The following is a 25,335-nucleotide window of genomic DNA, read 5'->3' on the forward strand; positions in this document are numbered from 1 at the left end:
AAGACCTGCCAAAAATTGCATAAAGATAGTTGATGATTTAGCTCAGGTGCCACGAGCAAGCTTCGCACGATAACGATCGACCCACATTGCCGTTGCGCCACAAACAGCTACCGGCATAATGGCCAGATTAACGACCGGAATCATCGTAAACAGGCTGACCAGTGCACCAAACTGCATGTTTGCCGTCTTGTGTTGACGCAGCGCCTGGCGCATCTGCTGAAAACCCACCTTGTGGTTATCGAAAGGATAGTCACAGTACTGAATCGATAACATCCACGCGCTGAACATAAACCATAAAACGGGCGCGACGGTCTGCCCAAAGCCCGGAATAAAGTAGAGCAGCAGTAAGCCCAGCGCGCGTGGCAGGTAGTAGCCCAGCTTCTGCAATTCGCGTTTCATAATGCGGGGAACATCTTTGAGCAGGCCTACCCAGCCGCTGTCAGGTAGCGGTTTCCCGGTCAGGCGGGCTTCCAGTTGTTCGGCCAGTAGCCCACAAAAGGGGGCGGCAATCAGGTTGGCAAGGGTGGAAAAGAAATAACTGAACACCAGTACCACGGAAATCACCGACAGCGGCCACAGCAAATAGCTCAGCCACTGCAGCCAGTCGGGAACGTGGGACATTAACTGCGGGATCCAGCTATCAAGCTGGTAAAAAAGCCACACGAAAGCCCCGCCCAGCAGAAGGATGTTGACCAGTAAAGGGATAATCACAAAGCGTCGAATACCGGGCAATCTGACCAGCTTCCAGCCCTCGCTGAAGTAATGCAAACCGTTAAAAGCGGAAACCGAATTGTTGACAACCATAAAGCCCGTTCTCCTGAAGATGGTAAGGCGCGTCTACTATAACCTGGCTTTTTCACCTCTCCAGGTGCCGTTTGGGTAAAAAAACAGCGAAAAAGCGTGGGTGGTCTATCTTATTTGTGAGAAAATACTGCACAGACTTGCACTTATCTGGCAGGGCAAATACAGTTAGAGAATAAAGTTTGCCGCGGTGGCAAGGTATTGGAACAACAGAGAATACAATGATGCAGGATTTGCGTCTGATATTAATCGTTGTTGGCGCGATCGCCATTATAGCGCTTCTTATTCACGGACTGTGGACCAGCCGTAAAGAGCGCTCTTCAGTGTTCCGCGATCGCCCGCACAAACGTTTGAAACAACGTGATGAACATGATGATGAGACGCTTACCGACGACGTTGATGACGGCGTGGGTGAAGTGCGTGTGCGCCATGCCCGCGACCATCAGGAACCTCACTTCGATGATATTCGCGATACGCAGCCAGACGAGCAGCACGCGCCTGTAACGCCACAGCGTGCACGTCAGCCTGCCACATCAGCGCCGGAAAGCGATCCCCTGTTTGCGCCAGCACCTAAGCCTGAATCCGCACAGCCGCGGCCAGCGCCTGCACGCCAACAGCCCGCGCCTCAGCCAACCTTTGTTGCGCCACCGGTACAGGCAGATCCTCTGCTGGATTCTGACCCGCTGGATAGCGTTCAGCCCAATCCCGTTTATCAGGCTGAGCCTGAACCCGCGCCTGAGGTCGTCAGCCCGCCGCCGCCTAAGCAACCTGAAGCGCGCCCTGCAACCAGCAGCAAGCCGAAAGAAGCGGTGCTGGTTCTGCATGTCGCCGCCCATTCCGGTGGTCAGCTAAATGGTGAAGCCCTGTTACAGGGGATTTTGCAGGCCGGTTTTCAGTTTGGTGAAATGAATATTTTCCATCGTCACCTCAGCCCGGCGGGCAGCGGCCCTGTGCTGTTTAGCCTGGCCAATATGGTGAAACCTGGCTCGTTCAATCCGGATGAAATGACTGATTTCACCACGCCCGGCGTGTCTATTTTTATGATGGTGCCGTCGTATGGCGATGCGAATCAAAACTTTAAGCTGATGCTACAGTCCGCACAGCGTATTGCGGACGATGTGGGCGGTGTGGTTCTCGATGACGAGCGCCGTATGATGACGCCACAAAAACTGGAAACCTACAAAGCGCGTATCCGCGATGTGGTTGAATCCCGGGACTAATCCACACTTTTTCAATTTGTTATGATAAACCCCCGCCTGTCGGGGGTTTTTTATCTGATGGGGTTATATGAAATCCGTCCAGGAACACATCACCGAACTGCGCACGACGCTGCGCCATCATGAATACCTTTATCACGTTATGGACGCACCGGAAGTACCGGATGCGGAATATGATCGCCTGATGCGCGAGCTACGCGAGCTTGAAGAACAGCATCCTGACCTGATTACGCCTGACTCACCTACGCAGCGCGTCGGGGCGGCTCCCTTAATGGTGTTTGAGCAGGTCCGGCATGAAGTGCCCATGCTGTCACTGGATAATGCCTTTGACGAAGCCAGCTTCAGAGCATTTAACAAGCGCGTGCAGGATCGGCTAAAAAGCAGTGACGATCTGGTCTACTGCTGTGAACTCAAACTGGATGGCCTGGCCGTGAGCCTGTTGTATGAAGACGGACTGTTAACCCGTGCGGCAACCCGCGGTGACGGTACGACTGGCGAGAATATTACAAGCAACGTGCGGACAATCCGCGCGATCCCACTGCGGCTCAAAGGCGAGAACATTCCTGCCCGCGTCGAAGTGCGGGGCGAGGTGTTTATGACGCAAAACGGCTTTGAAAAGCTGAATGCGGAAGCGCGCCGCACCGAAGGTAAAGTCTTTGCCAATCCGCGCAACGCCGCGGCGGGTTCACTGCGCCAGCTCGATCCCCGTATTACGGCAAAACGACCACTCACGTTTTTCTGTTATGGCATTGGCCTGCTGGAAGGTGGCGAGATGCCGCGCAGCCATATGGCGCGTCTGCAACAGTTTAAAGCGTGGGGCTTGCCGGTCAGCGATCGTATTCGTCTGGTTCATAACGTGGATGAAGCGCTGGCCTTTTACCACGAGGTTGACGCGCAGCGTGCAGAACTGGGGTTTGACATCGACGGCGTCGTGATCAAAGTCGATTCTCAGGATCTGCAGGAGAAGCTGGGCTTTGTCGCCCGTGCGCCGCGTTGGGCGGTAGCCTTTAAGTTTGCCGCTCAGGAGCAGATGACCGTCGTGCGCGACGTTGAATTCCAGGTGGGCCGCACTGGCGCGATTACGCCTGTGGCGCGCCTGGAGCCGGTGCAGGTCGCTGGCGTAATGGTCAGCAATGCGACCTTGCATAACGCCGATGAGATAGAACGTCTTGGTTTGCGTATTGGCGATAAAGTTGTGATTCGCCGTGCTGGTGACGTGATTCCTCAGGTGGTGAATGTCGTTGTCAGCGAACGCCCTGAAGACGCGCGTGAAATCCTGTTCCCTTCCCACTGTCCGGTATGCGGATCCGATGTTGAACGCGTCGAAGGCGAAGCTGTCACACGCTGTACCGGCGGGTTGATCTGTGGTGCTCAACGTAAAGAAGCGCTGAAACATTTTGTCTCGCGCCGCGCCATGGACGTCGAGGGGATGGGCGATAAGATTATCGATCAACTGGTAGAGAAAGAGTACGTCAAGACGCCGGCAGACCTGTTTCGATTAACCCGTGAAACCTTAACCGGCCTGGATCGGATGGGGGCGAAATCGGCGCAGAATGTGGTCGACGCCCTGGAAAAAGCCAAATCCACTACGCTGGCGCGTTTCCTGTATGCGCTCGGTATTCGCGAGGTTGGCGAAGCGACCGCGGCTAACCTGGCTAACCACTTTGGCGAGCTGCAAAAGGTAATGGATGCCGATCTGGACGCGCTGATCGCAGTGCAGGATGTGGGCACCGTGGTGGCGAAGCACGTACGTCACTTTATGGAAGAAGAGAGCAATCGCGACGTGATTCGCCAGCTGGTCGAAGACATTGGTATCAACTGGCCCCAGGTGATGGTGGTTAAAGCGGAAGAGATTGACAGTCCGTTTGCAGGCAAAACCGTGGTGCTCACCGGCTCGCTGTCACAGATGAACCGTGACGACGCGAAAGCGCGCCTTACCGAACTCGGCGCGAAAGTCAGTGGAAGCGTATCGAAGAAAACCGATCTGCTTATCGCGGGCGAAGCGGCCGGTTCAAAACTGGCGAAGGCGCAGGAACTGGGCATCGAAGTGATCGATGAAGCTGAAATGATTCGTCTGCTGGGAGCCTGACATGGACAAACAGTATCTGGTTGAAATAGCTAACACGGTCATGCCGTTTGGCAAATACAAAGGCCGGGTGCTGATTGATTTGCCTGAACCTTACCTGCTGTGGTTCGCCCGCAGTGGCGACTTTCCTTCAGGACGTTTAGGTGAGCTGATGCAACTGACGTTGACGATTAAAATTGAGGGGCTGGAAGGCCTGGTGAAGCCCCTGAAGCGCGGTGAGTAATTACGCTGCCTCGTTATATTGAGCAAACGAGGCAGCGATTTTCTACGCGTTTCGGTTATTTCTGCGATTCCACCACGGCGGCTTTATCTTTTTTAGCCTGCAATGCATTGGTTTTCTTATAACGCCCGGCAATAAACGAACACACCATCAGCTGCACCTGATGAAAGATCATCAGTGGCAAGACGATAATGCCCACGGCGCTGGCGGGGAACAGAATGTTCGCCATCGGCACACCGTTTGCCAGACTCTTTTTGGAACCACAGAACAGGACAACGATCTCATCCTGACGGCTGAAGCCAAACAGGCGAGAGGCAAAGTAGTTAATCAACAGAACGATAGTCAGCAGCAGTAGACATCCCGCCAGAATCCACAGCAGCGTATCAACGCCAACCCGTTTCCAGATGCCGTTTACCACCGCTTCACTGAAGGCGGAATAGACCACCAACAGAATAGAGGTTTGATCCGTAATACCAATCAGACTCCGGTTTCTTTCCACCCAGCCGCTGATCCAGCGACGTGACAGATGGCCTAAAACAAAAGGCACCAACAGCTGCAGCATGATTTTACCCACCTGCTCAAGGCCATCACCCGGTCCGCTGTTGTTAACGTCCATAACCAGATTCACCAGCAGGGGAGAGATAAATACGCCCAGCAGGGAAGATGCCGAGGCGCTACAGACCGCGGCAGCAACGTTTCCGCCCGCCATTGAGGTAAAGGCGATAGCTGACTGTACCGTGGCCGGTAAAATACACAGATAGAGGAAGCCGGTATAAATCTCGGCACCAACTTTTACCGGATGCCACCAGACAATTAACATACCGATAGCCGGGAACAGCACAAAGGTACTGCACATAATCCAGAGATGGAGCCGCCAGTGGCTGCTACCGGCAATGATTTTTTCCCGCGACAATTTGGCGCCATGCATAAAGAAAAGCAGCGCAATCGCGGCGGTGGTCAGGTACTGAAAAAAGTCAACAAAATGACCTCTGGCAGGAATAAAAGAGGCCAATAATACGGTGATGATAAGCTTTATCATCATTGGGTCTATACGTAAAAATCCCATCGTTAAAATCCGGTTAAATTTAGGCTGAGGTGATTGTGCGCGATGTGGGTTTAGAAATAAAATTGATTTATTAGATTAATCTATGTGAGAAATCGATGAATTACTCTTTGCGTCAGCTACGCACCTTTGTTGCTGTAGCGCATTACGGCGGTTTTAGTCAGGCAGGGCAGGCTATTGGTCTGAGCCAGTCGGCCGTAAGCCACAGCATAAAAGAGCTGGAAAATGAAATTGGCGTTCGCCTGCTGGACAGGACGACGCGCGAAGTCGTGCTGACCGAGGCGGGCCAACAGCTGGCCTCCCGCATGGAAAGGCTGCTCGAAGAGATAAACACGACGCTGCTTGATATTCGCAGCTACGGTGAACAGCGCAGTGGCACGGTGCGAATCGCGGCCAGTCAGACCATCTCTGCGCACCTGATGCCGCAGTGCCTTGCTGCCAGCCAGCATAGCTATCCGGACATAAAAATCATTTTGCACGACCGCGTACAGCAGTGGGTGTTAGAAAGCGTCCGCAATGCTGAAGTGGATTTTGGCATCGTCATCGGACCGCTTAACGACACCGATTTTGACGGCTGCGCTATTCTGGATGAACCTTTTTTGCTGTTGTGTCGTGAGGACGATCCGCTTGGCGAGGTAGCACAGGCGCAGTGGTCTATGTTGGACGGCAGGACGATGGTGCTGCAGGATTACGCTTCAGGCAGCCGGGTATTAATTGATGCGGCTTTACGCCAGCAAAATATCAACGTTAATGTCGTTCAGGAGATCGGCCATCCCGCAACGCTGTTTCCTATGGTCGATGCCGGCATTGGGATTAGCATTTTACCGGCGCTAGCGTTACCGCTTCCGGCAGGACGGGCGCTGACGGTGCGCCGTCTTTATCCGGAGATCAATCGCACCCTGACTTTAATTAAGCGTAAAAATCGCTCATTAACGCCAGCGGCCGAAGCGATCTGGCAGGAGGTGCGTCAGCAGGCAAGATTGCTGACGCAACAACGCGAGTCAAGACCGGCGTTTTAGATATAGACATCGAGTTGATTGGTCTGCGTCGGGCGGTTAACGCCATCTGCAGATGCAGTATTACCTTCTTTTTGCGCCTGCTTTGCTTCAGCTTTCTGTTGCTCTTTGCGTTGTAACTGCTGGATTTGCGCTTCTAAAACCTGGATTTGTGCCTTAATCGTATCTTGCTGCTTCTTTTTCTGCTCTGTGGTCATCGTCTTATCGTCACCCAAACTTTTCAGTTGGTCGTTGAGACGAGAAATCTGCTTATTCAGGCTGGCGATTTGTGATGCGGTATCACTTGAGTTGGTTGTGTCTGATGAACTGCTGCTTCCGATACTCGGCGTGCTGGTTAATATCGTTGTCATTATGATCTCCTTGCAAATAGACGTTTTAGGTTATCGGACGCTTGCCGCAAAAGCTTAATGCCCCAAAATGTTAATTTTACGAAAAGATTCTTACAGTCTGGCGTCAGGGCGGATAAATTTGGTGGCTCGTGCAGGATTGCCTCGGCCTGGTGGGCCTCGCCCTGCGGGTGATGCTGGCGCATCAGACTGAATCGCTTTGCGATTCAGTCGAACCTGCAGCAGGTTCTCATCCTGCACTATAGACACTGGCGCACAGAAACGAAAAAAGCGCCTGAAGGCGCTTTTTTCTAAATTTGGTGGGTCGTGCAGGATTGCCTCGGCCCGGTGGGCCTCGCCCTGCGGGTGATGCTGACGCATCAGCCTGAACCGCTTTGCGATTCAGTCGAACCTGCGGCAGGTTCTCATCCCGCACGTTTTACGCACAGCAAAAAGGCGCCTTTAGGGCGCCTTTCAACATTGGTGGGTCGTGCAGGATTCGAACCTGCGACCAATTGATTAAAAGTCAACTGCTCTACCAACTGAGCTAACGACCCGAAGTGGTGGGTGATGACGGGTTCGAACCGCCGACCCCCTCCTTGTAAGGGAGATGCTCTACCAACTGAGCTAATCACCCATATCTTATCTCTTGTCACTGCGGGCCACCTTAAACCTTCTTAAGAGTGGTGGGTGATGACGGGTTCGAACCGCCGACCCCCTCCTTGTAAGGGAGATGCTCTACCAACTGAGCTAATCACCCATATCTTATCTCTTGTCACTGCGGGCCACCTTAAACCTTCTTAAGAGTGGTGGGTGATGACGGGTTCGAACCGCCGACCCCCTCCTTGTAAGGGAGATGCTCTACCAACTGAGCTAATCACCCCCGCTGTGTGGAGTCGCATTATAGGGATAGTTGATTTTGAGTCAACGCTTTTTAAAACATAATTGTGCGTTCGGTTTAATTTTAAACATCCCGTAGGGATTTTATCCAATGTGCTGGTTTTCTTAGCAGAAATACAGGCTTTGCTGCCGCTCTGCTGTCTTGCATGCATTGAGGATTCATCATCAGATGCTAGAATATGCGCACTGTTTTCGCGTCTAACCCGTTTTTTGTCATCCAGACAACGAACCTGCGCATTTAAGGCAATACTGAATGAAAATCAAAACTCGCTTCGCGCCAAGCCCTACCGGCTTCTTACACGTAGGTGGCGCTCGTACCGCACTCTACTCATGGCTCTTTGCCCGTCATCATCAGGGCGAGTTTGTACTGCGCATTGAAGATACCGATCTTGAGCGTTCTACACCGGAAGCCATCGAAGCTATTATGGATGGGATGAACTGGCTGAGCCTGGACTGGGATGAAGGCCCTTATTACCAGACCAAACGCTTCGACCGCTACAACGCCGTCATTGATGAAATGCAGGAAGCGGGTACTGCCTATAAATGTTACTGCTCGAAAGAACGTCTTGAAGCGTTGCGTGAAACGCAGATGGCCAACGGCGAAAAACCCCGCTATGACGGCCGCTGCCGTGACAGCCATGAGCATCATGCCGCTGATGAGCCGCATGTAGTGCGCTTCCGTAATCCACAGGAAGGCTCTGTTATTTTTGACGATCAGATTCGCGGTCCGATTGAGTTCAGTAACCAGGAGCTGGACGATCTGATTATCCGCCGTACCGATGGCTCACCGACTTACAACTTCTGCGTCGTGGTCGATGACTGGGATATGGGCATCACCCACGTTGTGCGCGGTGAAGACCACATCAACAACACCCCGCGTCAGATCAATATCCTGAAGGCGATAGGCGCACAGGTACCGGTTTATGCCCACGTTTCGATGATTCTGGGTGACGACGGTAAGAAACTGTCTAAACGTCATGGTGCAGTAGGCGTGATGCAATACCGTGATGACGGCTATCTGCCAGAGGCGTTGCTTAACTATCTGGTACGTCTGGGCTGGTCACATGGCGATCAGGAAATTTTCTCTGTCAAAGAGATGACGGCGCTGTTTAGCCTGGACGCGGTCAGTAAATCGGCCAGCGCCTTTAATACCGAAAAACTGCAGTGGCTAAATCACCACTATATTAATGCGCTGCCGCCTGAGTACGTGGCAACCCATCTGCAGTGGCATATTGAACAGCAGAACATTGATACCCGCACTGGCCCGGAACTGGCAAAGCTGGTGACCTTGCTGGGCGAGCGCTGCAAGACGCTGAAAGAGATGGCCGCATCGTGTCACTATTTCTATCAGGATTTTTCAGAATTCGATGCCGATGCCGCGAAAAAGCATTTACGTCCAGTCGCGCGTCAGCCGCTGGAAGTGGTTCGCGACAAGCTGGTCGCATTGACTGACTGGAATGCAGAAACGGTGCATCAGGCTATTCAGCAGAGCGCGGATGAGCTGGGTGTGGGCATGGGCAAAGTCGGCATGCCGCTGCGCGTCGCCGTCACCGGCGCCGGTCAGTCTCCCGGACTGGATGTGACGGTGGAAGCCATTGGCCGTAGCCGCAGCGTTGAGCGTATTGAAAAAGCACTGGCCTTTATTGCTGAGCGTGAAGCACAGAGCCAGTAACCGTTCTCTTCCACGAGAGGCGGCTTGCGGCCGAGCGCTTTCTGGCATTAACCGATGAAGGCCAGGCCGCGGGACGTGATTGTCTGAGACGAAAAAAAACCGGAAGCATCGCGCTTCCGGTTTTTTTATTGTTCGTGAATGCCCAGTCGGTCAAGCACACCTTTTATCCCTTCCCGCAAAATCAACGCCGTGAGCTGATCTTGCTCGTTCTGACTCATTTGCTGGACAGAACTTATCAATAACGCAGGTAATGAATTCGGTGGGGGAGTATAATTTGCCGTGGGTTCATTAAGGTTGCGCGTCGACTGAATGAAACTTTTCACGCGTTCATCAATATGAATCAGTCTGGCTTTTCCGCCCTGAACGCCGGGTTTTGGCGTGGTCGTCCAGTTCTCGCGTTTGATCCATTTGTTCACCGTCTGCCGACTGTAGCCCGTTTCGATTGCCAGTTCTTCCGGAGTTAGCCATTCCTTTTTCACGATGCTGTCCCTGTTCAATACATTAGCCATACATATTACAGCAAATCGTAACGCGTGAAAGTAACAGGAAACGAAATTGCCTTTTGTCTCTCAACAAAAGGCAGGGGATTGTTTATTGCGCAGTGCTTGGCTGCTCGGGTGCGGGGCGGAAAGCGAGGAAGTAAGCCAGACCAACGAAAACGGCACCGCCGACGGCATTACCTAAGAATACCGCCACGAAGTTAGGCAAATATTCAGCCCAGCTCATCTGTCCGGCAAAGATCGCAGCAGGAATAATGAACATATTCGCCACAACGTGCTGGAAACCAATGGCCACAAACGCCATGACCGGGAACCACATCGCGAAAATTTTGCCGACCACATCTTTACTGGCGAAGGCCAGCCACACGGCAAGACATACCAGCCAGTTACAACCGATGCCAGAAATGAACGCATGCAGGAAATCGGCATGGACTTTGGCATTCGCAATCGCCAGCGTCTTTTTCAGGTAATCACCCTCGGTCATGGCCAGCATGTGGCCAAAGAACCAGGCGATAGCGATGCTGCCAAGGAAGTTGGCAATCGTTACCCAGAACCAGTTGCGTAATACGCTGTAGCCACTAATACGGCGTGCAAACCAGGCAACAGGCAACGTCATCATATTACCGGTTAACAGTTCGCCACCGGCCAGAATGGTCAGGATCAATCCCACCGGGAACACCGCAGCCCCTAAGAAGCCGCCAAATGAGCCCCAGTCAGCAGGGAGAGAGTTAATGACATGAACATCCAGCAAGAAACCTGTAGCAATAAAGGCACCTGCCATGAAGCCAAGAATGATTAAGGAGCTAATGGAAGCATGGCTTTTTGCCACGCCAGCCTGAATCGCCAGTTGGGCGATCTCTTTGGGTGTATGCAGCGACATATATTCTCTATTGATTTTAGTATTGGAGCGAAAACGCCTGGTTGAAGAACGGTGCGCTGGAGAAAACCATGCAGCCGTATTAGATAGCGGGCTAAGTTTTACACGACATTACCGGGAAGACAAGATAATTCCCATAACATATTTAACCGTGAATTAACTTAACTGCCGATAAAAAGTTACTCTTCAACCAGGCTCCTTTCACGATGTTAACAAGGGCAGGAGAGAAACAAACGCACGTCATCACGCTGAGTTTGCCGTCTTTTTCAGCGATCAAACACAGAATGTGATTTTGCCGTTGACACTCCATGGGGGGTTGCATATTATGCCGTCCGTCGCTTAACACGACGGTTTTTTCGGTTCGGGGCTATAGCTCAGCTGGGAGAGCGCTTGCATGGCATGCAAGAGGTCAGCGGTTCGATCCCGCTTAGCTCCACCAAACTTCTTCCCAAAAGTTTGGCACTGAAAAAATGATTTCCAGATGTGGGGGTATAGCTCAGCTGGGAGAGCGCTTGCATGGCATGCAAGAGGTCAGCGGTTCGATCCCGCTTATCTCCACCAAATCTCTGGTTTCTCAGCCTTTCTGATATTTCTCTTCGTCAATCCACACACAAGCGTATATAGCGTGCCTGTGCGATTTATCCTCTTTGACGTTATCTTTCTGCAACACAGCAGGCGTTTATCACCTGGCGTTGTGCCTGAATTCAGCCTAATTGTTGCGTCAGCCATCGACGGAAGTCATTAAGCTGTAGAATAAACGCCTCAGCCGTCGCCCGTGGTGCCTGACTTTCTGCGAAAAAGAAGGCTATTGCCGCTTCACGCGCCGGATAACGCGCCGGATAACGCGCAACGAACCGCTCAACGTGCTCCTCAAGGCTGCGCGGCCAGTCCGTGTCGCTATCTTTACGTAACATATTGGTGGCGCGAATCAGCTTTTTGGCAGCCGCGCGCTGAAGTGGCCGCTGCTGCCAGGGCTGGCTGGCGCGGGACAGACGCGTTGCATACTCGCTCAGCACCTCTGTGACATCGCGGTTTATCGCCCAAGCCAGCGCGCGGGATGGCCTGTAAAGCCCAAAAAGCGCAGAGAGATCCTGGCCATAGAGACAACGGCAATGGTGCTTCAGCCAGAATCCCCAGGAAAGGCTGTTCTCCGGCGCGCGGGCCTCATCGAGCGTGCCGATATCAAAATCGACTTTACTCACTACCGGATGCTTTACGGCCAGCGCCTTTTTCAAAGCGGCCAGGCTGTTTTGCTGCGCCCGATCAGGTGAATGGCGGAATATCAGGCACAGGTCCAAATCAGATTCTCCCTCAACGGCGTTTCCCGACGCTACGCTGCCGTAAAGATAAACGCTGTGCAGGCTATCCCGATAGTTAGCGCTCAGGTGGGCCAGGGCATCGTCAATGACAGCCTGAAACGCGGGCTGAACGTCTGCAAAGGGCAGGGTAACAATAAAACCCTGTGGATCCAGACTCATAATGGCTCCTGTATGGCAAACACAGTCGATAACTGAACGATGCGGAGGTGCGTGGTAAACCGCGAGATCTTCCGCTTAGCAGACAAGGGCAGTATTTATCAGGGCGACAGATGGGGTCAACTTTCTTGCCCGGCACTCAGGTTCCGGCGGACAAGGGGTTATGGATGGGAGGGTGACAAAAAAGGCGAGTCGTTTGACTCGCCTTAATGTGGGCAGAACGCGAACTCAGAATGCCAGTACCAGGCCTGCAATCGCCGCAGACAGCACGCTGACCAGCGTTGAGCCGTACAGCAGTTTCAGACCGAAGCGTGAAACCACGTTACCTTGCTCTTCGTTCAGTCCCTTGATGGCGCCAGCGACGATGCCGATAGACGAGAAGTTGGCGAATGAGACTAAGAATACTGACAGGATGCCTTCCGCGTTCGGTGACAGCTGACCGGCAATTTTCTGCAGATCCATCATGGCTACAAACTCGTTGGAAACCAGTTTGGTTGCCATGATGCTGCCGACCTGCAGGGCTTCGCCTGATGGCACGCCCATCACCCACGCAAAGGGGTAGAAGACATAACCCAGCACGCCCTGGAAGGTCACGCCGAAGATGAAGTCAAACAGCGCGTTCAGGCCCGAAATCAGTGCGATAAAACCGATCAGCATGGCTGCAACGATGATGGCGACGCGGAAACCGGCAAGAATGTACTCGCCCAGCATTTCAAAGAAGCTCTGACCCTGATGCAGATCCTGCAGTTGCAGATCTTCTTCGCTGTCAACGCGGTAAGGGTTGATGAGCGACAGCACGATAAAGGTACTGAACATATTCAGCACCAGCGCAGCGACAACATACTTAGGTTGCAGCATGGTCATGTAAGCGCCCACGATAGACATGGAAACCGTCGACATCGCAGTGGCCGCCATGGTGTACATACGGCGTTGAGACATTTTGCCCAGAATATCTTTGTACGCGATAAAGTTCTCAGACTGTCCCAAAATCAGAGAGCTTACGGCGTTGAAAGATTCCAGTTTGCCCATGCCGTTGATCTTAGACAGCACGGTACCAATTCCACGGATGACCCATGGCAGGATGCGGAAGTGCTGAAGAATACCAATCAGGGCTGAGATGAACACGATGGGGCACAATACGTTCAGGAAGAAGAACGCCAGGCCTTTATCATTCATGTTACCGAACACGAAGTTGGTACCCTGAGCGGCATATTTCAGAAGATGATCGAAGAAACCGGCAAATCCTTTGACGAATCCCAGACCGGCTTCCGAGTTCAGGAAGAACCATGCCAGAACGATCTCAATAACCAGAAGCTGTACGATGTAGCGAACCCGAATACTTTTTCTGTCGTGGCTGACCAGCAGGGCCAGCACGCCAACGACCACTAGTGCTAAAAGAAACTGCAAAATATGGGACATGATTGCTCCAAATTTGAGGAGGATTGTATTTTGCTGCGTATTCTATGTAACGGCTTACCGAAAAACGAGATCTCCACCACAATATAAGTATTCAATATCGCCAATTTTCTCAGAATACTCTCACCGATCACGCCCTGTAACCAAATTGTTCACATCATATTCACTTAAACCTATTGTCTGTAATTTAAACAACACGTAGAGTAGGGGAATTGCGCCTGACCTTGAGGCATTCTGCACCTCCAATTTATAGCAATGGCTATACTTTATAGCACTATCTATTACACTGATTACTAAAACCGCATTTCACTTGCACCTGTGTCGCTTTAAGCTGCACAGGTAAACCAACGACAGGGTAGCCAATATGTTTGAAAGCCGTGCCGCCGAGCGCGCCGCTCGCGGAGCAAGAAAAGTGAAACTCGCCCTGTTGGGGCCCGCGTTTATCGCCGCTATCGGCTATATCGATCCGGGCAACTTTGCGACCAATATCCAGGCGGGTGCTGCTTACGGTTACCAGCTCCTTTGGGTCGTGGTATGGGCCAATATCATGGCGATGCTTATCCAGTTGATGTCAGCCAAATTGGGCATTGCGACGGGCAAAAACCTCGCGGAACACATCCGCGATCGTTTTCCCCGTCCGGCGGTGTGGTTCTATTGGGTACAGGCGGAGATCATCGCGATGGCGACCGATCTCGCAGAATTTATCGGTGCCGCTCTGGGCTTTAAACTGCTGCTGGGTGTGTCCCTGATGCAGGGCGCTGTGCTTACCGGCGTGGCCACCGTGCTTATTTTGATGCTGCAAAACCGTGGGCAGAAGCCGCTGGAGCTGGTGATTGGTGGCCTGCTGCTGTTTGTGGCGGCAGCGTACATAGTGGAGCTGTTTTTCTCCCAGCCCAAGGTCAGTGAACTGGTGACAGGTATGGCGCTGCCGTCTCTGCCCAACGCGGATGCGGTCTTTCTGGCCGCGGGTGTGCTGGGCGCCACCATTATGCCGCACGTGATTTATCTGCATTCTGCATTGACCCAGGGAAAAAGCAGTGACAGTCAGGCCCGGCGCTATTCATCCACCAAGCTTGATGTCGCCATTGCCATGACCATTGCGGGATTTGTCAATCTGGCGATGATGGCCACGGCCGCTGCCGCCTTCCATTTTAGCGGCCACAGCGGGATTGCCGAGCTCGATCAGGCTTACACCACGTTGCAGCCGTTACTGGGCCACGCTGCCGCCACGGTGTTTGGCTTAAGCCTGGTCGCGGCGGGGCTGTCTTCTACCGTGGTGGGCACCCTGGCCGGACAGGTGGTCATGCAGGGATTTATAAAATTCTATATTCCGCTGTGGGTGCGACGCGCAGTAACCATGGTGCCTTCGTTTATTGTGATCTGGGCCGGCTGGGATCCTACGCGCGTGTTAGTCATGAGTCAGGTGTTGCTGAGCTTTGGTATCGCGCTGGCTCTCATTCCGCTGCTGGCCTTCACCGGCAACCGTGAGCTGATGGGCGAGGCATTGGTCAATTCACGGCTGATGCAAAACACCGGCCGCGTCATCGTGGTGCTGGTGGTGAGTCTTAACGCCTATCTGCTGATCGGCCAGATGATGGGAATGTAATGCCGCTGCCTGGCAACCCGTCAGGCAGCCCATATTTAGCTTTTAAAGCCTGTTGCCTTGAGCTTTATCCGTATCCGTTTATATTTTCTTCTGTCTTGTTGATTCAGGAGCGGAACGATGCGGACACCGGATTATCCTTCAGAAGACCAGCCAAAATGGGCTGCGGTCGACGACTACTTTTCTCAGCAACTTATTCCTGCCGATAGCCATTTTCAAGCCGCGCTTGTCGCCAACCGTCAGGCGGGGCTGCCTGCTCACGATGTTTCTGCCCTGCAAGGCAAGATGCTCGGGCTGTTTATCAAAATGATTAATGCCTCACGTGTGCTGGAAATTGGCACGCTGGGAGGTTACAGCACCCTCTGGATGGCTCAGGCGCTGGGTGCGGAAGGTAAAATTACCACTCTCGAAGCTGACAGCCATCATGCGCAGGTTGCCAGGCAGAACATCCACCGTGCAGGGCTGGCCGAACGTGTCGATCTGCGTCTCGGTGCAGCACTGGACGTGCTGCCTCAACTGCAGGGGCCGTTCGACCTGATCTTTATTGATGCGGATAAGCGAAACAATCCGCACTACCTGCGTTGGGCAGTCACTCTGGCGCGCCCCGGCACGGTCATTATTGCCGACAACGTTGTACGAGGCGGGGCGGTAACAGAGGGGACGTCCACAGACTGCAACGTGCAGGGCGTGCGTGAATTTTTCCAACTGCTTGCCAGCGATCCCCGGCTGGACGCGACGGCGATTCAAACCGTAGGCGAAAAGGGCTGGGATGGCTTTGTCATGGCCAGAGTGAAGTAGAGCTGGCACTATCACCTCAGGTGGCCTGCCAACCCGTACGGGCTAACAGGCGCGCTTTAGCGATAGCGTTCAGGATAGCGATGGTGTTCGCGGCGTTCAGCGTGCCAGTGGCGATGCTCATGCTCCCAGCGATGTTGTCTGTCGCGTGCGTGCCAGCGGCGTTCGCGTTCCCACTGTTGATGACGTCGCCACGCTTCGTGTCGCCACCAGCGACGCTCTTTATAAGCATAGCGATCGTTAAACCAGCGCGGCTCACGCCAGTGGTGACCGTCCCAGTAATAACCTCGGCGATCGCGATCGCCCAGATGAAGCGTTACGCCGGGCGCGAGACGCACGGATGTATCTGAGGCCTGAGCGGTGTGCATTGCCAGCGGCATTAACATGGCTACAACGGCAGCCAGTAAGATTCCACGTATCATGATTTTCTCCTGACGGCAGCGTGTCTCCGCTGCTGATACGCTATTTTGTCGGTATCAGGCCGGAGAAACCTGTGGAAGCCGTCTGAAAAACCGTTAAAGCTCAAGGTTTGAGAGTTTTCTGGCGCAGCCGCCTGGCGAACCAGGCGGTGCGGTTACAGCAGCGCGGACTCAATTGCGGCCAGTTCATCATCCCTGAGGGGCGCCTGACTCAGCATTTGTAGGGCATCATCGATTTGCGCCGTTTTACTCGCGCCTATCAGTACCGAGGTAATGCGGGGATCGCGCAGTACCCACGTCAGCGCCATCTGTGCCAGCTTCTGGCCGCGCTGTTGCGCAATAGCATTAAGCCTGCGAACTTTTTCCATCTTTTCGTCAGTAAGCTGGCTTTCGTTCAGGAATTTGCTGCCGCTGGCAACGCGAGAATCCTGCGGGATGCCCTGCAAATAGCGATCGGTCAGCACGCCACCCGCCAGCGGCGAGAACGCAATACAGCCTGCTCCATGCGCATCCAGCGTCTGAAGTAATCCCTGCTCCGGTGTACGTTCAAAGAGCGAATAACGAGGCTGATGGATCAGGCACGGCGTGCCCAGATCGCGCAGAATCGCCATCGCGTCGGCCGCCCGTTCCGCGGGATAGTTTGAAATCGCCGCATACAGCGCTTTACCCTGCCTGACCACATGATCCAGCGCCCGCATGGTTTCTTCTAGCGGCGTGTCCGGATCCGGACGGTGGTGATAGAAGATATCGACATATTCCAGCCCCATCCGACGCAGGCTCTGGTCCAGGCTCGCGACCAGATATTTTCGGGAGCCCCAGTCGCCATAAGGACCTTCCCACATGGTGTAACCGGCTTTGGTCGAAATAATCAGTTCATCGCGATGAGCCTGAAAATCTTCACGCATGATGCGGCCAAAATTGACTTCGGCGGAGCCGGGAGGCGGGCCGTAGTTATTCGCCAGGTCGAAATGCGTAATGCCGTGGTCAAACGCGTGGCGCAGCAGTTGGCGGCTCACGTCCAGTTGCGTGTTGTCGCCAAAGTTATGCCACAGGCCCAGTGAAATCGCGGGAAGTTTCAGGCCGCTGCGCCCACTGCGACGCCACTGCATATGCTGATATCGGTCCGGATGAGGGAAAGCTGTCATAGTAAGGTCCTGAGTAAAAAACAATTAAATGTGCCAAAACCGCCTCAGTGTATACGCTTACACTCAGTATTAATTCGTGTGAAGTCGCATATTCACGGAATAATGCACGGTCGTAACGCGGGCTTGCCATGCAATGCATCGGCTAAATTTGCTGCCATTCTCGCCAAATTTTCGCCATGTCAGATACTTATCAGAACAATCCCCCTCAAAGGAATTCGCTATGTCCGATTTTACGGTTGGTGATTATCTGTTGGCTCGCTTACAGGAGTGCGGCGTCAGGCATTTGTTCGGCGTACCGGGTGACTACAATCTGCAGTTTCTGGACCGCGTTATTGCGCACCCGGATATTGGCTGGGTGGGATGCGCCAATGAGCTGAACGCCGCTTACGCCGCAGACGGCTACGCGCGTTGCACGGGCGCAGCCGCCTTGCTGACCACCTTTGGCGTGGGAGAACTCAGCGCCATTAATGGTCTGGCAGGCAGCTTTGCCGAATACCTGCCGGTCATCCACATCGTGGGCGCGCCATCAAGCCAGGCGATGCAGCAGGGGGATTGTGTGCATCATACGCTGGGAGATGGGGACTTCGGCCACTTCATCCGAATGGCGAAGGAGGTCAGCGCCGCAACGGCAGCGTTGACGGCTGACAATGCCACGGCTGAAATCGACAGGGTTATACTGACTGCGCTTCAGCAGCATCGTCCGGGCTATTTAATGCTGCCGGTTGACGTTGCACAGCGGCAAACCTCTGCGCCTGATCAGCCGCTAATGCCCACTACCGCGTCGTCTGATGAGGTGCGCATCGCATTTCAGCAGGCGGCAGAGCGGTTGCTGGCACCTGCGAAGCGGGTTTCGCTGCTCGCCGATTTTCTTGCCCAGCGCTGGCAACAGCAGCCGGCGCTGGCGGCCTTACGGGCAGGACGTGCGTTTCCCTGTGCCACGTTGTTAATGGGTAAAGGTGTACTGGATGAACAGCAGCCGGGCTTTGTCGGAACCTATGCCGGCGAAGGCAGTGAAGGTGACGTGCGGCAGCAAATTGAAGAGGTGGACGTGACGATTTGTGCTGGCGTGCGGTTTACCGACACCATTACGGCGGGTTTTACGCAGCAGTTCAGTCAGGCACGACTTATCGATATTCAGCCGCACAGCGCGAGCGTAGCGGGACAGACGTTTGCCCCGTTGTCGATGGCAGAGGCATTGCAGGCGCTGCTGCCTGTCTTCGAACGCCTGGGGGCAGGCTGGCAGGCCGCCTGTGCGCCACGGGCGGCAGAGCCGGTTTCCGACGCCGCCCTTATCAGCCAGTCTGCTTTTTGGCAGGCGATGCAGGAGTTTCTGCAGCCTGGCGATATTATTCTGGCGGATCAGGGAACGGCGGCATTTGGTGCCGCATCTCTGCGGTTGCCCGTTGGGGCACAGCTTTTAGTGCAGCCGCTCTGGGGCTCTATCGGCTATACGTTACCCGCCGCGTTTGGTGCGCAAACGGCCTGTCCCGGGCAGCGCGTTATCCTGATTATTGGCGACGGTTCGGCCCAGTTGACCATCCAGGAGTTAGGATCCATGCTGCGAGATCAACAGCATCCCCTCATTTTTCTGCTAAACAATGAAGGCTATACTGTGGAGCGGGCGATTCATGGCGCCGCGCAACGTTATAATGATATTGCCCAATGGAACTGGACAGCGCTGCCGCAGGCGATGAGCCTGGAATGCCAGGCGCAGAGTTGGCGCATCAGTGAAACCGTGCAGCTCCAGGCGCTGATGGCGCAGCTCACACAGCAGCGCAGGCTGTCGTTTATTGAAGTGGTGATGCAAAAAGATGACCTGCCGCCGTTATTGCGCAAAGTCTCAGCCTGCCTGAGCCAGCGCAACGGCGGTTGAGATTCGGAAAGTTGCCTCTGTGCAGGCCAGCCTAACGCGGTTAGGCTGTTGCACACACGAGTCAGACGCTCACCAATAACTTCGGTGAGCGTTGTTGTTTTATCGGCAGGATTTTATAGTGTCCTCCAACTCTTTAAGACCCCCAAGCGGAGCACCAGAAGAATGACAACTTATGCCTTGGTCGGCGATGTCGGCGGCACCAATGCCCGTCTCGCTTTGTGTGAGGTGGAAAACGGCAGCATCTCCCAGGCCAAAACATTCGCAACATCAGACTACGACAGCCTCGAAGCCGTCATCCGCCACTATCTTGATGAACAAAAGCAGGATATCAAAGACGGTTGTATCGCCATTGCCTGCCCGATTACCGATGACTGGGTTGAGATGACCAACCACGACTGGGCATTTTCGACCAAAAAGCTGAAAGAAAACATCGGTTTTGAACACCTGGAAATTATTAACGACTTCACCGCGGTTTCCATGGCCATCCCTATGCTGGGTGCGGAACATGTCATTCAGTTTGGTGGCAAAGAGCCGATCAAGGATAAGCCTGTGGCCATTTACGGCGCGGGTACCGGGCTGGGCGTGAGTCATCTGGTCCATGTTGATAAGCGTTGGGTCAGTCTGCCCGGCGAAGGCGGCCACGTTGACTTTGCGGCCAACAGCGAAGAAGAAGATCAAATCCTCGAAGTGTTGCGGGAAGAGCTAGGCCATGTGTCGGCCGAGCGCGTTCTGTCCGGCGCGGGGCTGGTCAATCTCTATCGGGCGATTGTGAAAGTCGATCATCGCGTACCCGAAAATCTCAAGCCCAAAGAAGTGAGTGAGCGTGCGCTTGCTGACAGCTGCACCGACTGCCGTCGTGCACTGTCGCTGTTCTGCGTAATTATGGGACGTTTCGGCGGTAACCTGGCCCTGAACCTTGGCACCTTCGGTGGTGTGTACATCGCGGGCGGTATCGTGCCGCGCTTCCTGGAGTTCTTCAAATCGTCGGGCTTCCGGGCGGCCTTCGAAGACAAAGGGCGCTTTCGCGATTATGTCGCCACGATTCCGGTCTATATGATCACCCACGATCAACCCGGATTATTAGGCGCTGGCGCGCATCTGCGCCAAACGCTGGGCCGCATTATCTAATGCCTGCCGTTGCCCTTCCCGGTGGGAAGGGCTGTGTCCATTCCGCCCTTCCCCTACAAGCGCATGAGCAGCCGAAAGGTTTTGACCTTGCTACGACTGACCGGCACCTGAAAATCCTTATCCCTTAGCTTCAGCAGATAAGTATTATTGAACCAGGGTTCAATCTCTCTGATCTTATTCAGGTTGACGCAGTACGAGCGGTGACAGCGAAAGAATTGCTGTTCAGGCAGGCGTGCGCAAAATTCGCTGATGTTCATCGACATCACGTAATCTTCGCGGCGCGTGTACACGAAGGTTAATTTTTCGTGGGCTTCAACGTAGTAAATATCGTTTACGTCGGTCACGATGATGCGCTCATCTTTGATCAGGTTAACTGTGAGGGCATGTTGCGCACTCGGTGCCTGGGTAATCGTATGCTGCTGTTGCCAGCTGGCTTCCAGCTTGTTGAGCATCGTGATAATACGTGACTCATGATAGGGCTTGAGAATATAGTCAAATGCTTCCAGCTCAAAGGCCTCGACCGCATGCTCTTTCCAGGCGGTAATAAAGACAATGAGCGGCTTGTGAACGAACTGATGGATATTCTGCGCCAGTAACATGCCATCCAGAGACGGGATATTAATGTCGAGAAAGATCACATCAACCCGGTGCTGTTGCAGATATTTCAGCACGTCGAGTCCGTCATCAAAGCAGGCTTCAATGTCAATTTTACTGTGCTGCTGAATCATCCAGCTCAGCTCTTGCTGGGCAAGGAATTCATCCTCTACGATGATGGCTTTCATGCAAGATTCCCCACCAATGGCTGTCCGTTTTTGCCCAGCGTAAAGGCAATCTCTGTGCCGGGTTGATGACGCACGATATGCAGCCCCTGGCCCGAAAGCAATTTGACCCGGTGATGCACGTTTAACAGACCGATTTTATTGCCCGGCATGTCGTTGCGCGCGACCTTGTCGATCACCTCATCGCTAATGCCTTGTCCTGTATCCCGCACGGCAATGCGGACCTTGTCGCCCAAATCGCGCACGCTCAGCGTGACCACGCCTTTGCCTTTACAGGGTTGAATGCCATGCACGATGGCGTTTTCGACCAACGGCTGAATCAGCAGGCTGGGCAGCGAGAAATGCAAATCCTCATCCACGTCATAAATCATCGTCAGCTTGTCGCCGAAGCGAGCCTGTTCAATGGCGATGTAATCCTTTACCTGCCACAGCTCTTTTTTAATATCGATCAGCTCATCGTCATTCAGTTCGAGGTTGTAACGCAGATAACGCGATAAGTTAATGACCAACTGACGCGCCGTATCCGGATTAAGGCGGATAGAAGATGAAATCGCATTGAGCGCATTAAACAGGAAATGCGGATTTATTTTACTCTGGAGCGCCCGCAGTTCCGCTTTATTGGCCATCTCTCGCAGCTGCTCGGTGCGGGAAACTTCAAGCTGGGTGGAGATAATCTGCGACAGACCCACGGCCATCTCTTTTAGTGAACCCGTGATACGGTACGCACGGCGATAGTAGATTTTTAAGGTGCCGGTAACCTGTCCTTTTTCCCGCAGTGGAATGACGATCATTGAATGAATGTCTTTTGTCCGATGGGCTTCATCATTGTTTTTAATGATGATTTTTCCGCTGTGAATCGCCTGAGCCGTGGTGGGGCTGATACCGTCATCGCCGTGCTGATAGTTGTGCTCGCCATAGCCAACATAGGCCAAAATCTTCTGTTTATTGGTCATGGCGACGGCATCCGCTTTGATTTCCCGCCGGATAATATCGCAAATGTTGCGAAGTGAATCGCTGTTCACCTGCCTGAACAGCGGCAGCGTCTGGTTAGCAATATCCAGCGCCAGCTTGGCCTGACGCGCTGCAATGGCCTCTTTCTCGCCCTCTACGCTCTGCACCAGCAACACGATTAAGCCAATGCTGGAGGCGCCGAGAATCATCGGCAGGGCGATTTCAGACACAATCGCCAGCCCCAGCGCGACAGGTTTGGCCCATAGCACAATCAGCAGCATCGTCAGACTTTCACAAAACATACCGCCCAGAATCCCTACCAACCAGCGCCGTTCGCGCTGCACCCGACGGTTGATTCCCCCCGCGACGATCCCGGCTATGATGCTGGTGATCAGGCAAGGCACAGAGGTAACGCCATGAACATCAATCAGAAAGCGGTGCAGGCCGGCAATCACGCCTGTGGCAATCCCCACCCAGGGGCCAAAGAGAATGCCGCCCGCCATCACCGCAATCACCCGCACGTTAAGCAGTGATCCCTCCACGTTAACGCCTGACCAGGTACTGAATAGGGCGAACAGGGAAAAAATCGCAATGACGGCGGCTTTTTCCAGCGAGGTATGCTCATCCTTTTGTAACAGCTGACGAAAAGGCCGGGTTCGCGTCAAAAAAAACAGGCAGATCAGCATCAGCGCGGCGCGATCAAAGACGGCGAGGAGCATGTTAAAGTGTGAAGTCACAGGCGACTCTTCAGCTATGTTAAAGAACGCCATGATAAAAAATGTGATGATGATGCGCCAGCATGCCTGACGGTCAGCGCGGCTGTTCATGTTTTAGATCAATTTATCTAAAACAGGGAAAAGCGGAAATGTTGAGTGCATTAAAGGGGAACAAGTTAGTCCTCGCTGAATTTGGGGCAGGACGCGGACGCCTGACAAGGTGATTCGCGCCGTTATCCTCGTTTAAGCCCTCGCTCGGGAGTAGAGTATGCAGGTAATGACTTCACGTTTGACGCTAACGACATTACGTCCTGAAGACTGGCAACTGTTCAGGGCTGTGCATGAAGATCGCGATACGATGAAGTGGGTGAGTGACATTCCCGACGAAGATGATATCCGCGAACGTTTCACCCAACGTCTGGCACCCTGGCAGGTGGGCAGTTTTCACATGTTGTGTCTGGTCGTCAGGCGGCGCGATAGCGGAGAGGCCATTGGCCTACTGGGCTGCACGCCGGAGTGGCAGCCTGCCCGCCAGGCCGAGATCGGCTACATGCTGCTGCATCGCCACTGTGGCCAGGGCTTTGGCAGTGAAGCCCTGGAGGCACTGTGTGAGTGTTTGTTTGATGCTGATTTCCTCAAACTCAAGGCGATGGTGGTAGAGGGGAACTGGGCATCACGTCGAATTCTGGAAAAAAATGGCTTCACGCTTCAGCGCACACTACAACATAATTATCTGTTAAATGACCGCTGGGTGAATGACTGGCTGCTTGAGCGGCTCCATCCGCAAATATAAAAAATTTTCTGCTCCTATCGACAAAGTTGTTATTGGCACGTTATGTTCTTGTTGTGGTCACCGCAGTGACCAGCGTCGCTCGGACGGTCCGGGCGCTAACGTTTTCCAGAGGATATCATGGCTGATAACAGCACAACCCGTCGTTTCTCACGCATTGAACGCCTGCCGCCTTACGTATTTAACATCACCGCTGAACTGAAGATGGCTGCGCGTCGGCGCGGTGAAGACATCATTGATCTTTCAATGGGCAATCCTGATGGGGCGACGCCGCCTCATATCGTAGAAAAACTGTGCCAGGTGGCACAACGCGAAGATACGCACGGTTACTCGACGTCGCGGGGAATTCCTCGTCTGCGCCGCGCGATTTCACGCTGGTATGAAGAGCGTTATCAGGTTGATATCGATCCGGAATCTGAAGCTATCGTCACGATTGGCTCCAAAGAAGGCCTGGCCCACCTGATGCTGGCAACGCTCGATCATGGCGACACGGTGCTGGTGCCTAATCCCAGTTATCCTATTCATATCTACGGCGCAGTGATCGCCGGTGCCCAGGTGCGTTCTGTACCGCTGGTGGAAGGCATTGATTTTTTCAATGAGCTGGAGCGTGCCATCCGGGAAAGCTATCCTAAACCCAAGATGATGGTACTGGGCTTTCCCTCGAATCCGACGTCTCAATGCGTCGAACTGGACTTTTTCGAACGCGTGATTGCGCTGGCGAAGCAGTATAACGTCCTGGTGATCCACGATCTGGCTTATGCCGATATCGTTTATGACGGCTGGAAAGCGCCTTCTATCATGCAGGTGCCGGGTGCACGCGATGTGGCAGTCGAATTCTTTACCCTGTCTAAAAGCTACAACATGGCAGGCTGGCGCATTGGCTTTATGGTCGGCAACAAAGAACTGGTCGCTGCGCTGGCACGTATCAAGAGCTATCACGATTACGGGACTTTTACGCCCTTGCAGGTGGCGGCGATTGCGGCGCTGGAAGGCGATCAGCAATGCGTGCGTGATATTGCCGAGCAATATAAACGCCGTCGCGATGTGCTGGTAAAAGGGCTCCACGAAGCGGGCTGGATGGTTGATATTCCTAAAGCCTCTATGTACGTATGGGCAAAAATACCTGACCACTACGCTCATCTCGGTTCACTGGAATTTGCCAAGCATATGCTGCAGGAGGCGAAAGTCTGCGTCTCGCCAGGCGTGGGATTTGGTGATTACGGTGACACGCATGTCCGCTTTGCGCTGATTGAAAACAGCGATCGTATTCGTCAGGCAGTAAGAGGGATTAAAGCGATGTTTCGTGCTGACGGCATTCTGCCAGGCAGCGTGAAAAGCATGGAAGAACAAATATAGTACGCCGCTGGGGCGACCGTCTGTCGCCCCCTACGGACTGCTTGCAGAAACTACAGCATCAGCACAAAGGTGCCGACCCAAAGCAGTACGAAGAAAGAAATTCCCATCAATGCATATTTCACACACGAACTCCTCTGAGCGGTTACGATATTGGCGATCCCGATCCAGCGCAACGCGGACAGAAGGGATAAGGCCGCCGTTCAGGTCAACG

At 53.6% G+C, this 25,335-nt stretch carries 23 protein-coding genes, 6 tRNA genes and 2 other RNA genes; 13 read left to right on the top strand and 18 right to left on the bottom strand.

The annotated features are described in order from the left end of the window. Positions 1–42: 42 nt before the first annotated feature. Positions 43–804, bottom strand: coding sequence for a sulfate transporter CysZ (cysZ, locus tag NXS97_RS19575; RefSeq protein ID WP_013026639.1), 762 nt, complete (start codon positions 802–804; stop codon positions 43–45). 218 nt (positions 805–1,022) lie between these two features. On the opposite strand from cysZ, the gene zipA reads away from it, so the two are divergent. From zipA to NXS97_RS19590, 3 genes are all read left to right on the top strand, one after another. Next, positions 1,023–2,021 carry a cell division protein ZipA gene (zipA, locus tag NXS97_RS19580; RefSeq protein ID WP_014594250.1) on the top strand — a complete coding sequence of 333 codons (999 nt, stop codon included), beginning with the start codon at positions 1,023–1,025 and terminating at the stop codon, positions 2,019–2,021. A 67-nt stretch (positions 2,022–2,088) separates the two neighbouring features. Next, positions 2,089–4,107: an NAD-dependent DNA ligase LigA gene (gene ligA / locus NXS97_RS19585; RefSeq protein WP_014594249.1), complete on the top strand. Its 2,019-nt coding sequence runs from the start codon at positions 2,089–2,091 to the stop codon at positions 4,105–4,107. 1 nt (position 4,108) lies between these two features. After that, a complete protein-coding gene (locus NXS97_RS19590) occupies positions 4,109–4,327 on the top strand; it encodes a DUF3820 family protein (RefSeq protein WP_013026636.1) in 219 nt (72 codons plus the stop codon). Between the two features lie 55 nt (positions 4,328–4,382). Here NXS97_RS19590 and NXS97_RS19595 read toward each other — a convergent pair whose 3' ends face one another. After that, positions 4,383–5,390, bottom strand: coding sequence for a bile acid:sodium symporter family protein (locus NXS97_RS19595; protein ID WP_013026635.1), 1,008 nt, complete (start codon positions 5,388–5,390; stop codon positions 4,383–4,385). Between the two features lie 95 nt (positions 5,391–5,485). Here NXS97_RS19595 and NXS97_RS19600 point away from each other — a divergent pair, with 95 nt between their 5' ends. Continuing rightward, positions 5,486–6,406, top strand: coding sequence for a LysR family transcriptional regulator (locus NXS97_RS19600; RefSeq protein ID WP_015699782.1), 921 nt, complete (start codon positions 5,486–5,488; stop codon positions 6,404–6,406). On the opposite strand, the gene NXS97_RS19605 is transcribed toward NXS97_RS19600, so the two are convergent. From NXS97_RS19605 to NXS97_RS19635, 7 genes are all read right to left on the bottom strand, one after another. Beyond that, positions 6,403–6,753 carry a FlxA-like family protein gene (locus NXS97_RS19605; protein WP_013026633.1) on the bottom strand — a complete coding sequence of 117 codons (351 nt, stop codon included), beginning with the start codon at positions 6,751–6,753 and terminating at the stop codon, positions 6,403–6,405. The two genes, NXS97_RS19600 and NXS97_RS19605, sit on opposite strands and share 4 nt — an antisense overlap. A gap of 119 nt (positions 6,754–6,872) precedes the next feature. Further along, a non-coding RNA gene (locus NXS97_RS19610) (RtT sRNA) lies at positions 6,873–7,004 on the bottom strand. A gap of 43 nt (positions 7,005–7,047) precedes the next feature. Next, a non-coding RNA gene (locus NXS97_RS19615) (RtT sRNA) lies at positions 7,048–7,179 on the bottom strand. A 31-nt stretch (positions 7,180–7,210) separates the two neighbouring features. Then, positions 7,211–7,286, bottom strand: a tRNA-Lys gene (locus NXS97_RS19620). Positions 7,287–7,290: 4 nt separating this feature from the next. Further along, positions 7,291–7,366, bottom strand: a tRNA-Val gene (locus tag NXS97_RS19625). Positions 7,367–7,413: 47 nt separating this feature from the next. Next, positions 7,414–7,489: transfer RNA gene (locus tag NXS97_RS19630), tRNA-Val, on the bottom strand. Between the two features lie 47 nt (positions 7,490–7,536). Continuing rightward, a tRNA-Val gene (locus NXS97_RS19635) sits at positions 7,537–7,612 on the bottom strand. A gap of 270 nt (positions 7,613–7,882) precedes the next feature. Between NXS97_RS19635 and gltX the strand changes: the two genes are divergently transcribed. Continuing rightward, positions 7,883–9,301: a glutamate--tRNA ligase gene (gene gltX / locus NXS97_RS19640; RefSeq protein WP_029569055.1), complete on the top strand. Its 1,419-nt coding sequence runs from the start codon at positions 7,883–7,885 to the stop codon at positions 9,299–9,301. 125 nt (positions 9,302–9,426) lie between these two features. Here the strand turns inward: gltX and NXS97_RS19645 are convergent, their stop codons facing one another. Together NXS97_RS19645 and NXS97_RS19650 are read right to left on the bottom strand one after the other, a co-directional pair. Continuing rightward, positions 9,427–9,780: a YfeC-like transcriptional regulator gene (locus NXS97_RS19645; RefSeq protein WP_024471562.1), complete on the bottom strand. Its 354-nt coding sequence runs from the start codon at positions 9,778–9,780 to the stop codon at positions 9,427–9,429. A gap of 112 nt (positions 9,781–9,892) precedes the next feature. Then, positions 9,893–10,681 (bottom strand): formate/nitrite transporter family protein, encoded by a 789-nt coding sequence (locus NXS97_RS19650; RefSeq protein ID WP_105077648.1) that lies wholly within the window; start codon positions 10,679–10,681, stop codon positions 9,893–9,895. Positions 10,682–11,041: 360 nt separating this feature from the next. Here NXS97_RS19650 and NXS97_RS19655 point away from each other — a divergent pair. After that, positions 11,042–11,117: transfer RNA gene (locus NXS97_RS19655), tRNA-Ala, on the top strand. Between the two features lie 46 nt (positions 11,118–11,163). Continuing rightward, positions 11,164–11,239: transfer RNA gene (locus NXS97_RS19660), tRNA-Ala, on the top strand. A 143-nt stretch (positions 11,240–11,382) separates the two neighbouring features. Here NXS97_RS19660 and NXS97_RS19665 read toward each other — a convergent pair. Further along, positions 11,383–12,156, bottom strand: coding sequence for a nucleotidyltransferase domain-containing protein (locus NXS97_RS19665; RefSeq protein WP_112900114.1), 774 nt, complete (start codon positions 12,154–12,156; stop codon positions 11,383–11,385). A gap of 225 nt (positions 12,157–12,381) precedes the next feature. After that, a complete protein-coding gene (locus NXS97_RS19670; protein ID WP_014594244.1) occupies positions 12,382–13,572 on the bottom strand; it encodes a NupC/NupG family nucleoside CNT transporter in 1,191 nt (396 codons plus the stop codon). A gap of 361 nt (positions 13,573–13,933) precedes the next feature. On the opposite strand from NXS97_RS19670, the gene NXS97_RS19675 reads away from it, so the two are divergent. Together NXS97_RS19675 and NXS97_RS19680 are read left to right on the top strand one after the other, a co-directional pair. Next, complete coding sequence (locus tag NXS97_RS19675; RefSeq protein ID WP_013026627.1) at positions 13,934–15,175, top strand: Nramp family divalent metal transporter; 1,242 nt, start codon at positions 13,934–13,936, stop codon at positions 15,173–15,175. Between the two features lie 117 nt (positions 15,176–15,292). Further along, positions 15,293–15,970 carry an O-methyltransferase gene (locus NXS97_RS19680; protein ID WP_019106046.1) on the top strand — a complete coding sequence of 226 codons (678 nt, stop codon included), beginning with the start codon at positions 15,293–15,295 and terminating at the stop codon, positions 15,968–15,970. Between the two features lie 56 nt (positions 15,971–16,026). Here the strand turns inward: NXS97_RS19680 and NXS97_RS19685 are convergent, their stop codons facing one another. Together NXS97_RS19685 and mgrA are read right to left on the bottom strand one after the other, a co-directional pair. Beyond that, positions 16,027–16,389 carry a DUF2502 domain-containing protein gene (locus tag NXS97_RS19685; RefSeq protein WP_064374160.1) on the bottom strand — a complete coding sequence of 121 codons (363 nt, stop codon included), beginning with the start codon at positions 16,387–16,389 and terminating at the stop codon, positions 16,027–16,029. A gap of 152 nt (positions 16,390–16,541) precedes the next feature. Continuing rightward, entirely contained in the window at positions 16,542–17,531 is a 990-nt protein-coding gene (gene mgrA, locus NXS97_RS19690; RefSeq protein ID WP_014594242.1) for an L-glyceraldehyde 3-phosphate reductase, read from the bottom strand. Between the two features lie 220 nt (positions 17,532–17,751). Between mgrA and NXS97_RS19695 the strand changes: the two genes are divergently transcribed. Both NXS97_RS19695 and glk read left to right on the top strand, forming a co-directional pair. Continuing rightward, positions 17,752–19,404, top strand: coding sequence for a thiamine pyrophosphate-binding protein (locus tag NXS97_RS19695; RefSeq protein WP_029569052.1), 1,653 nt, complete (start codon positions 17,752–17,754; stop codon positions 19,402–19,404). 162 nt (positions 19,405–19,566) lie between these two features. Then, complete coding sequence (gene glk, locus NXS97_RS19700) at positions 19,567–20,532, top strand: glucokinase (protein ID WP_014594240.1); 966 nt, start codon at positions 19,567–19,569, stop codon at positions 20,530–20,532. Positions 20,533–20,585: 53 nt separating this feature from the next. Here glk and NXS97_RS19705 read toward each other — a convergent pair whose 3' ends face one another. Both NXS97_RS19705 and NXS97_RS19710 read right to left on the bottom strand, forming a co-directional pair. Continuing rightward, positions 20,586–21,314: a LytTR family DNA-binding domain-containing protein gene (locus NXS97_RS19705; protein WP_013026621.1), complete on the bottom strand. Its 729-nt coding sequence runs from the start codon at positions 21,312–21,314 to the stop codon at positions 20,586–20,588. After that, positions 21,311–22,981, bottom strand: a complete 1,671-nt coding sequence (locus NXS97_RS19710; RefSeq protein WP_026021025.1) for a sensor histidine kinase — start codon at positions 22,979–22,981, stop codon at positions 21,311–21,313. Before NXS97_RS19710 ends, NXS97_RS19705 begins: the two co-directional genes overlap by 4 nt. Positions 22,982–23,246: 265 nt before the next feature. On the opposite strand from NXS97_RS19710, the gene NXS97_RS19715 reads away from it, so the two are divergent. Together NXS97_RS19715 and alaC are read left to right on the top strand one after the other, a co-directional pair. After that, the gene (locus tag NXS97_RS19715) at positions 23,247–23,771 is read left to right on the top strand and encodes a GNAT family N-acetyltransferase (protein WP_013026619.1); all 525 of its coding nucleotides are present in this window, start codon (positions 23,247–23,249) and stop codon (positions 23,769–23,771) included. A gap of 117 nt (positions 23,772–23,888) precedes the next feature. Continuing rightward, positions 23,889–25,124, top strand: coding sequence for an alanine transaminase (gene alaC / locus NXS97_RS19720; protein ID WP_013026618.1), 1,236 nt, complete (start codon positions 23,889–23,891; stop codon positions 25,122–25,124). 50 nt (positions 25,125–25,174) lie between these two features. On the opposite strand, the gene ypdK is transcribed toward alaC, so the two are convergent. After that, positions 25,175–25,246 (bottom strand): membrane protein YpdK, encoded by a 72-nt coding sequence (gene ypdK / locus NXS97_RS19725; RefSeq protein ID WP_006120362.1) that lies wholly within the window; start codon positions 25,244–25,246, stop codon positions 25,175–25,177. Positions 25,247–25,335 lie beyond the last annotated feature (89 nt).

The organism is Pantoea sp. B623 (genome assembly GCF_024814475.1).
GTDB lineage: Bacteria > Pseudomonadota > Gammaproteobacteria > Enterobacterales > Enterobacteriaceae > Pantoea > Pantoea ananatis.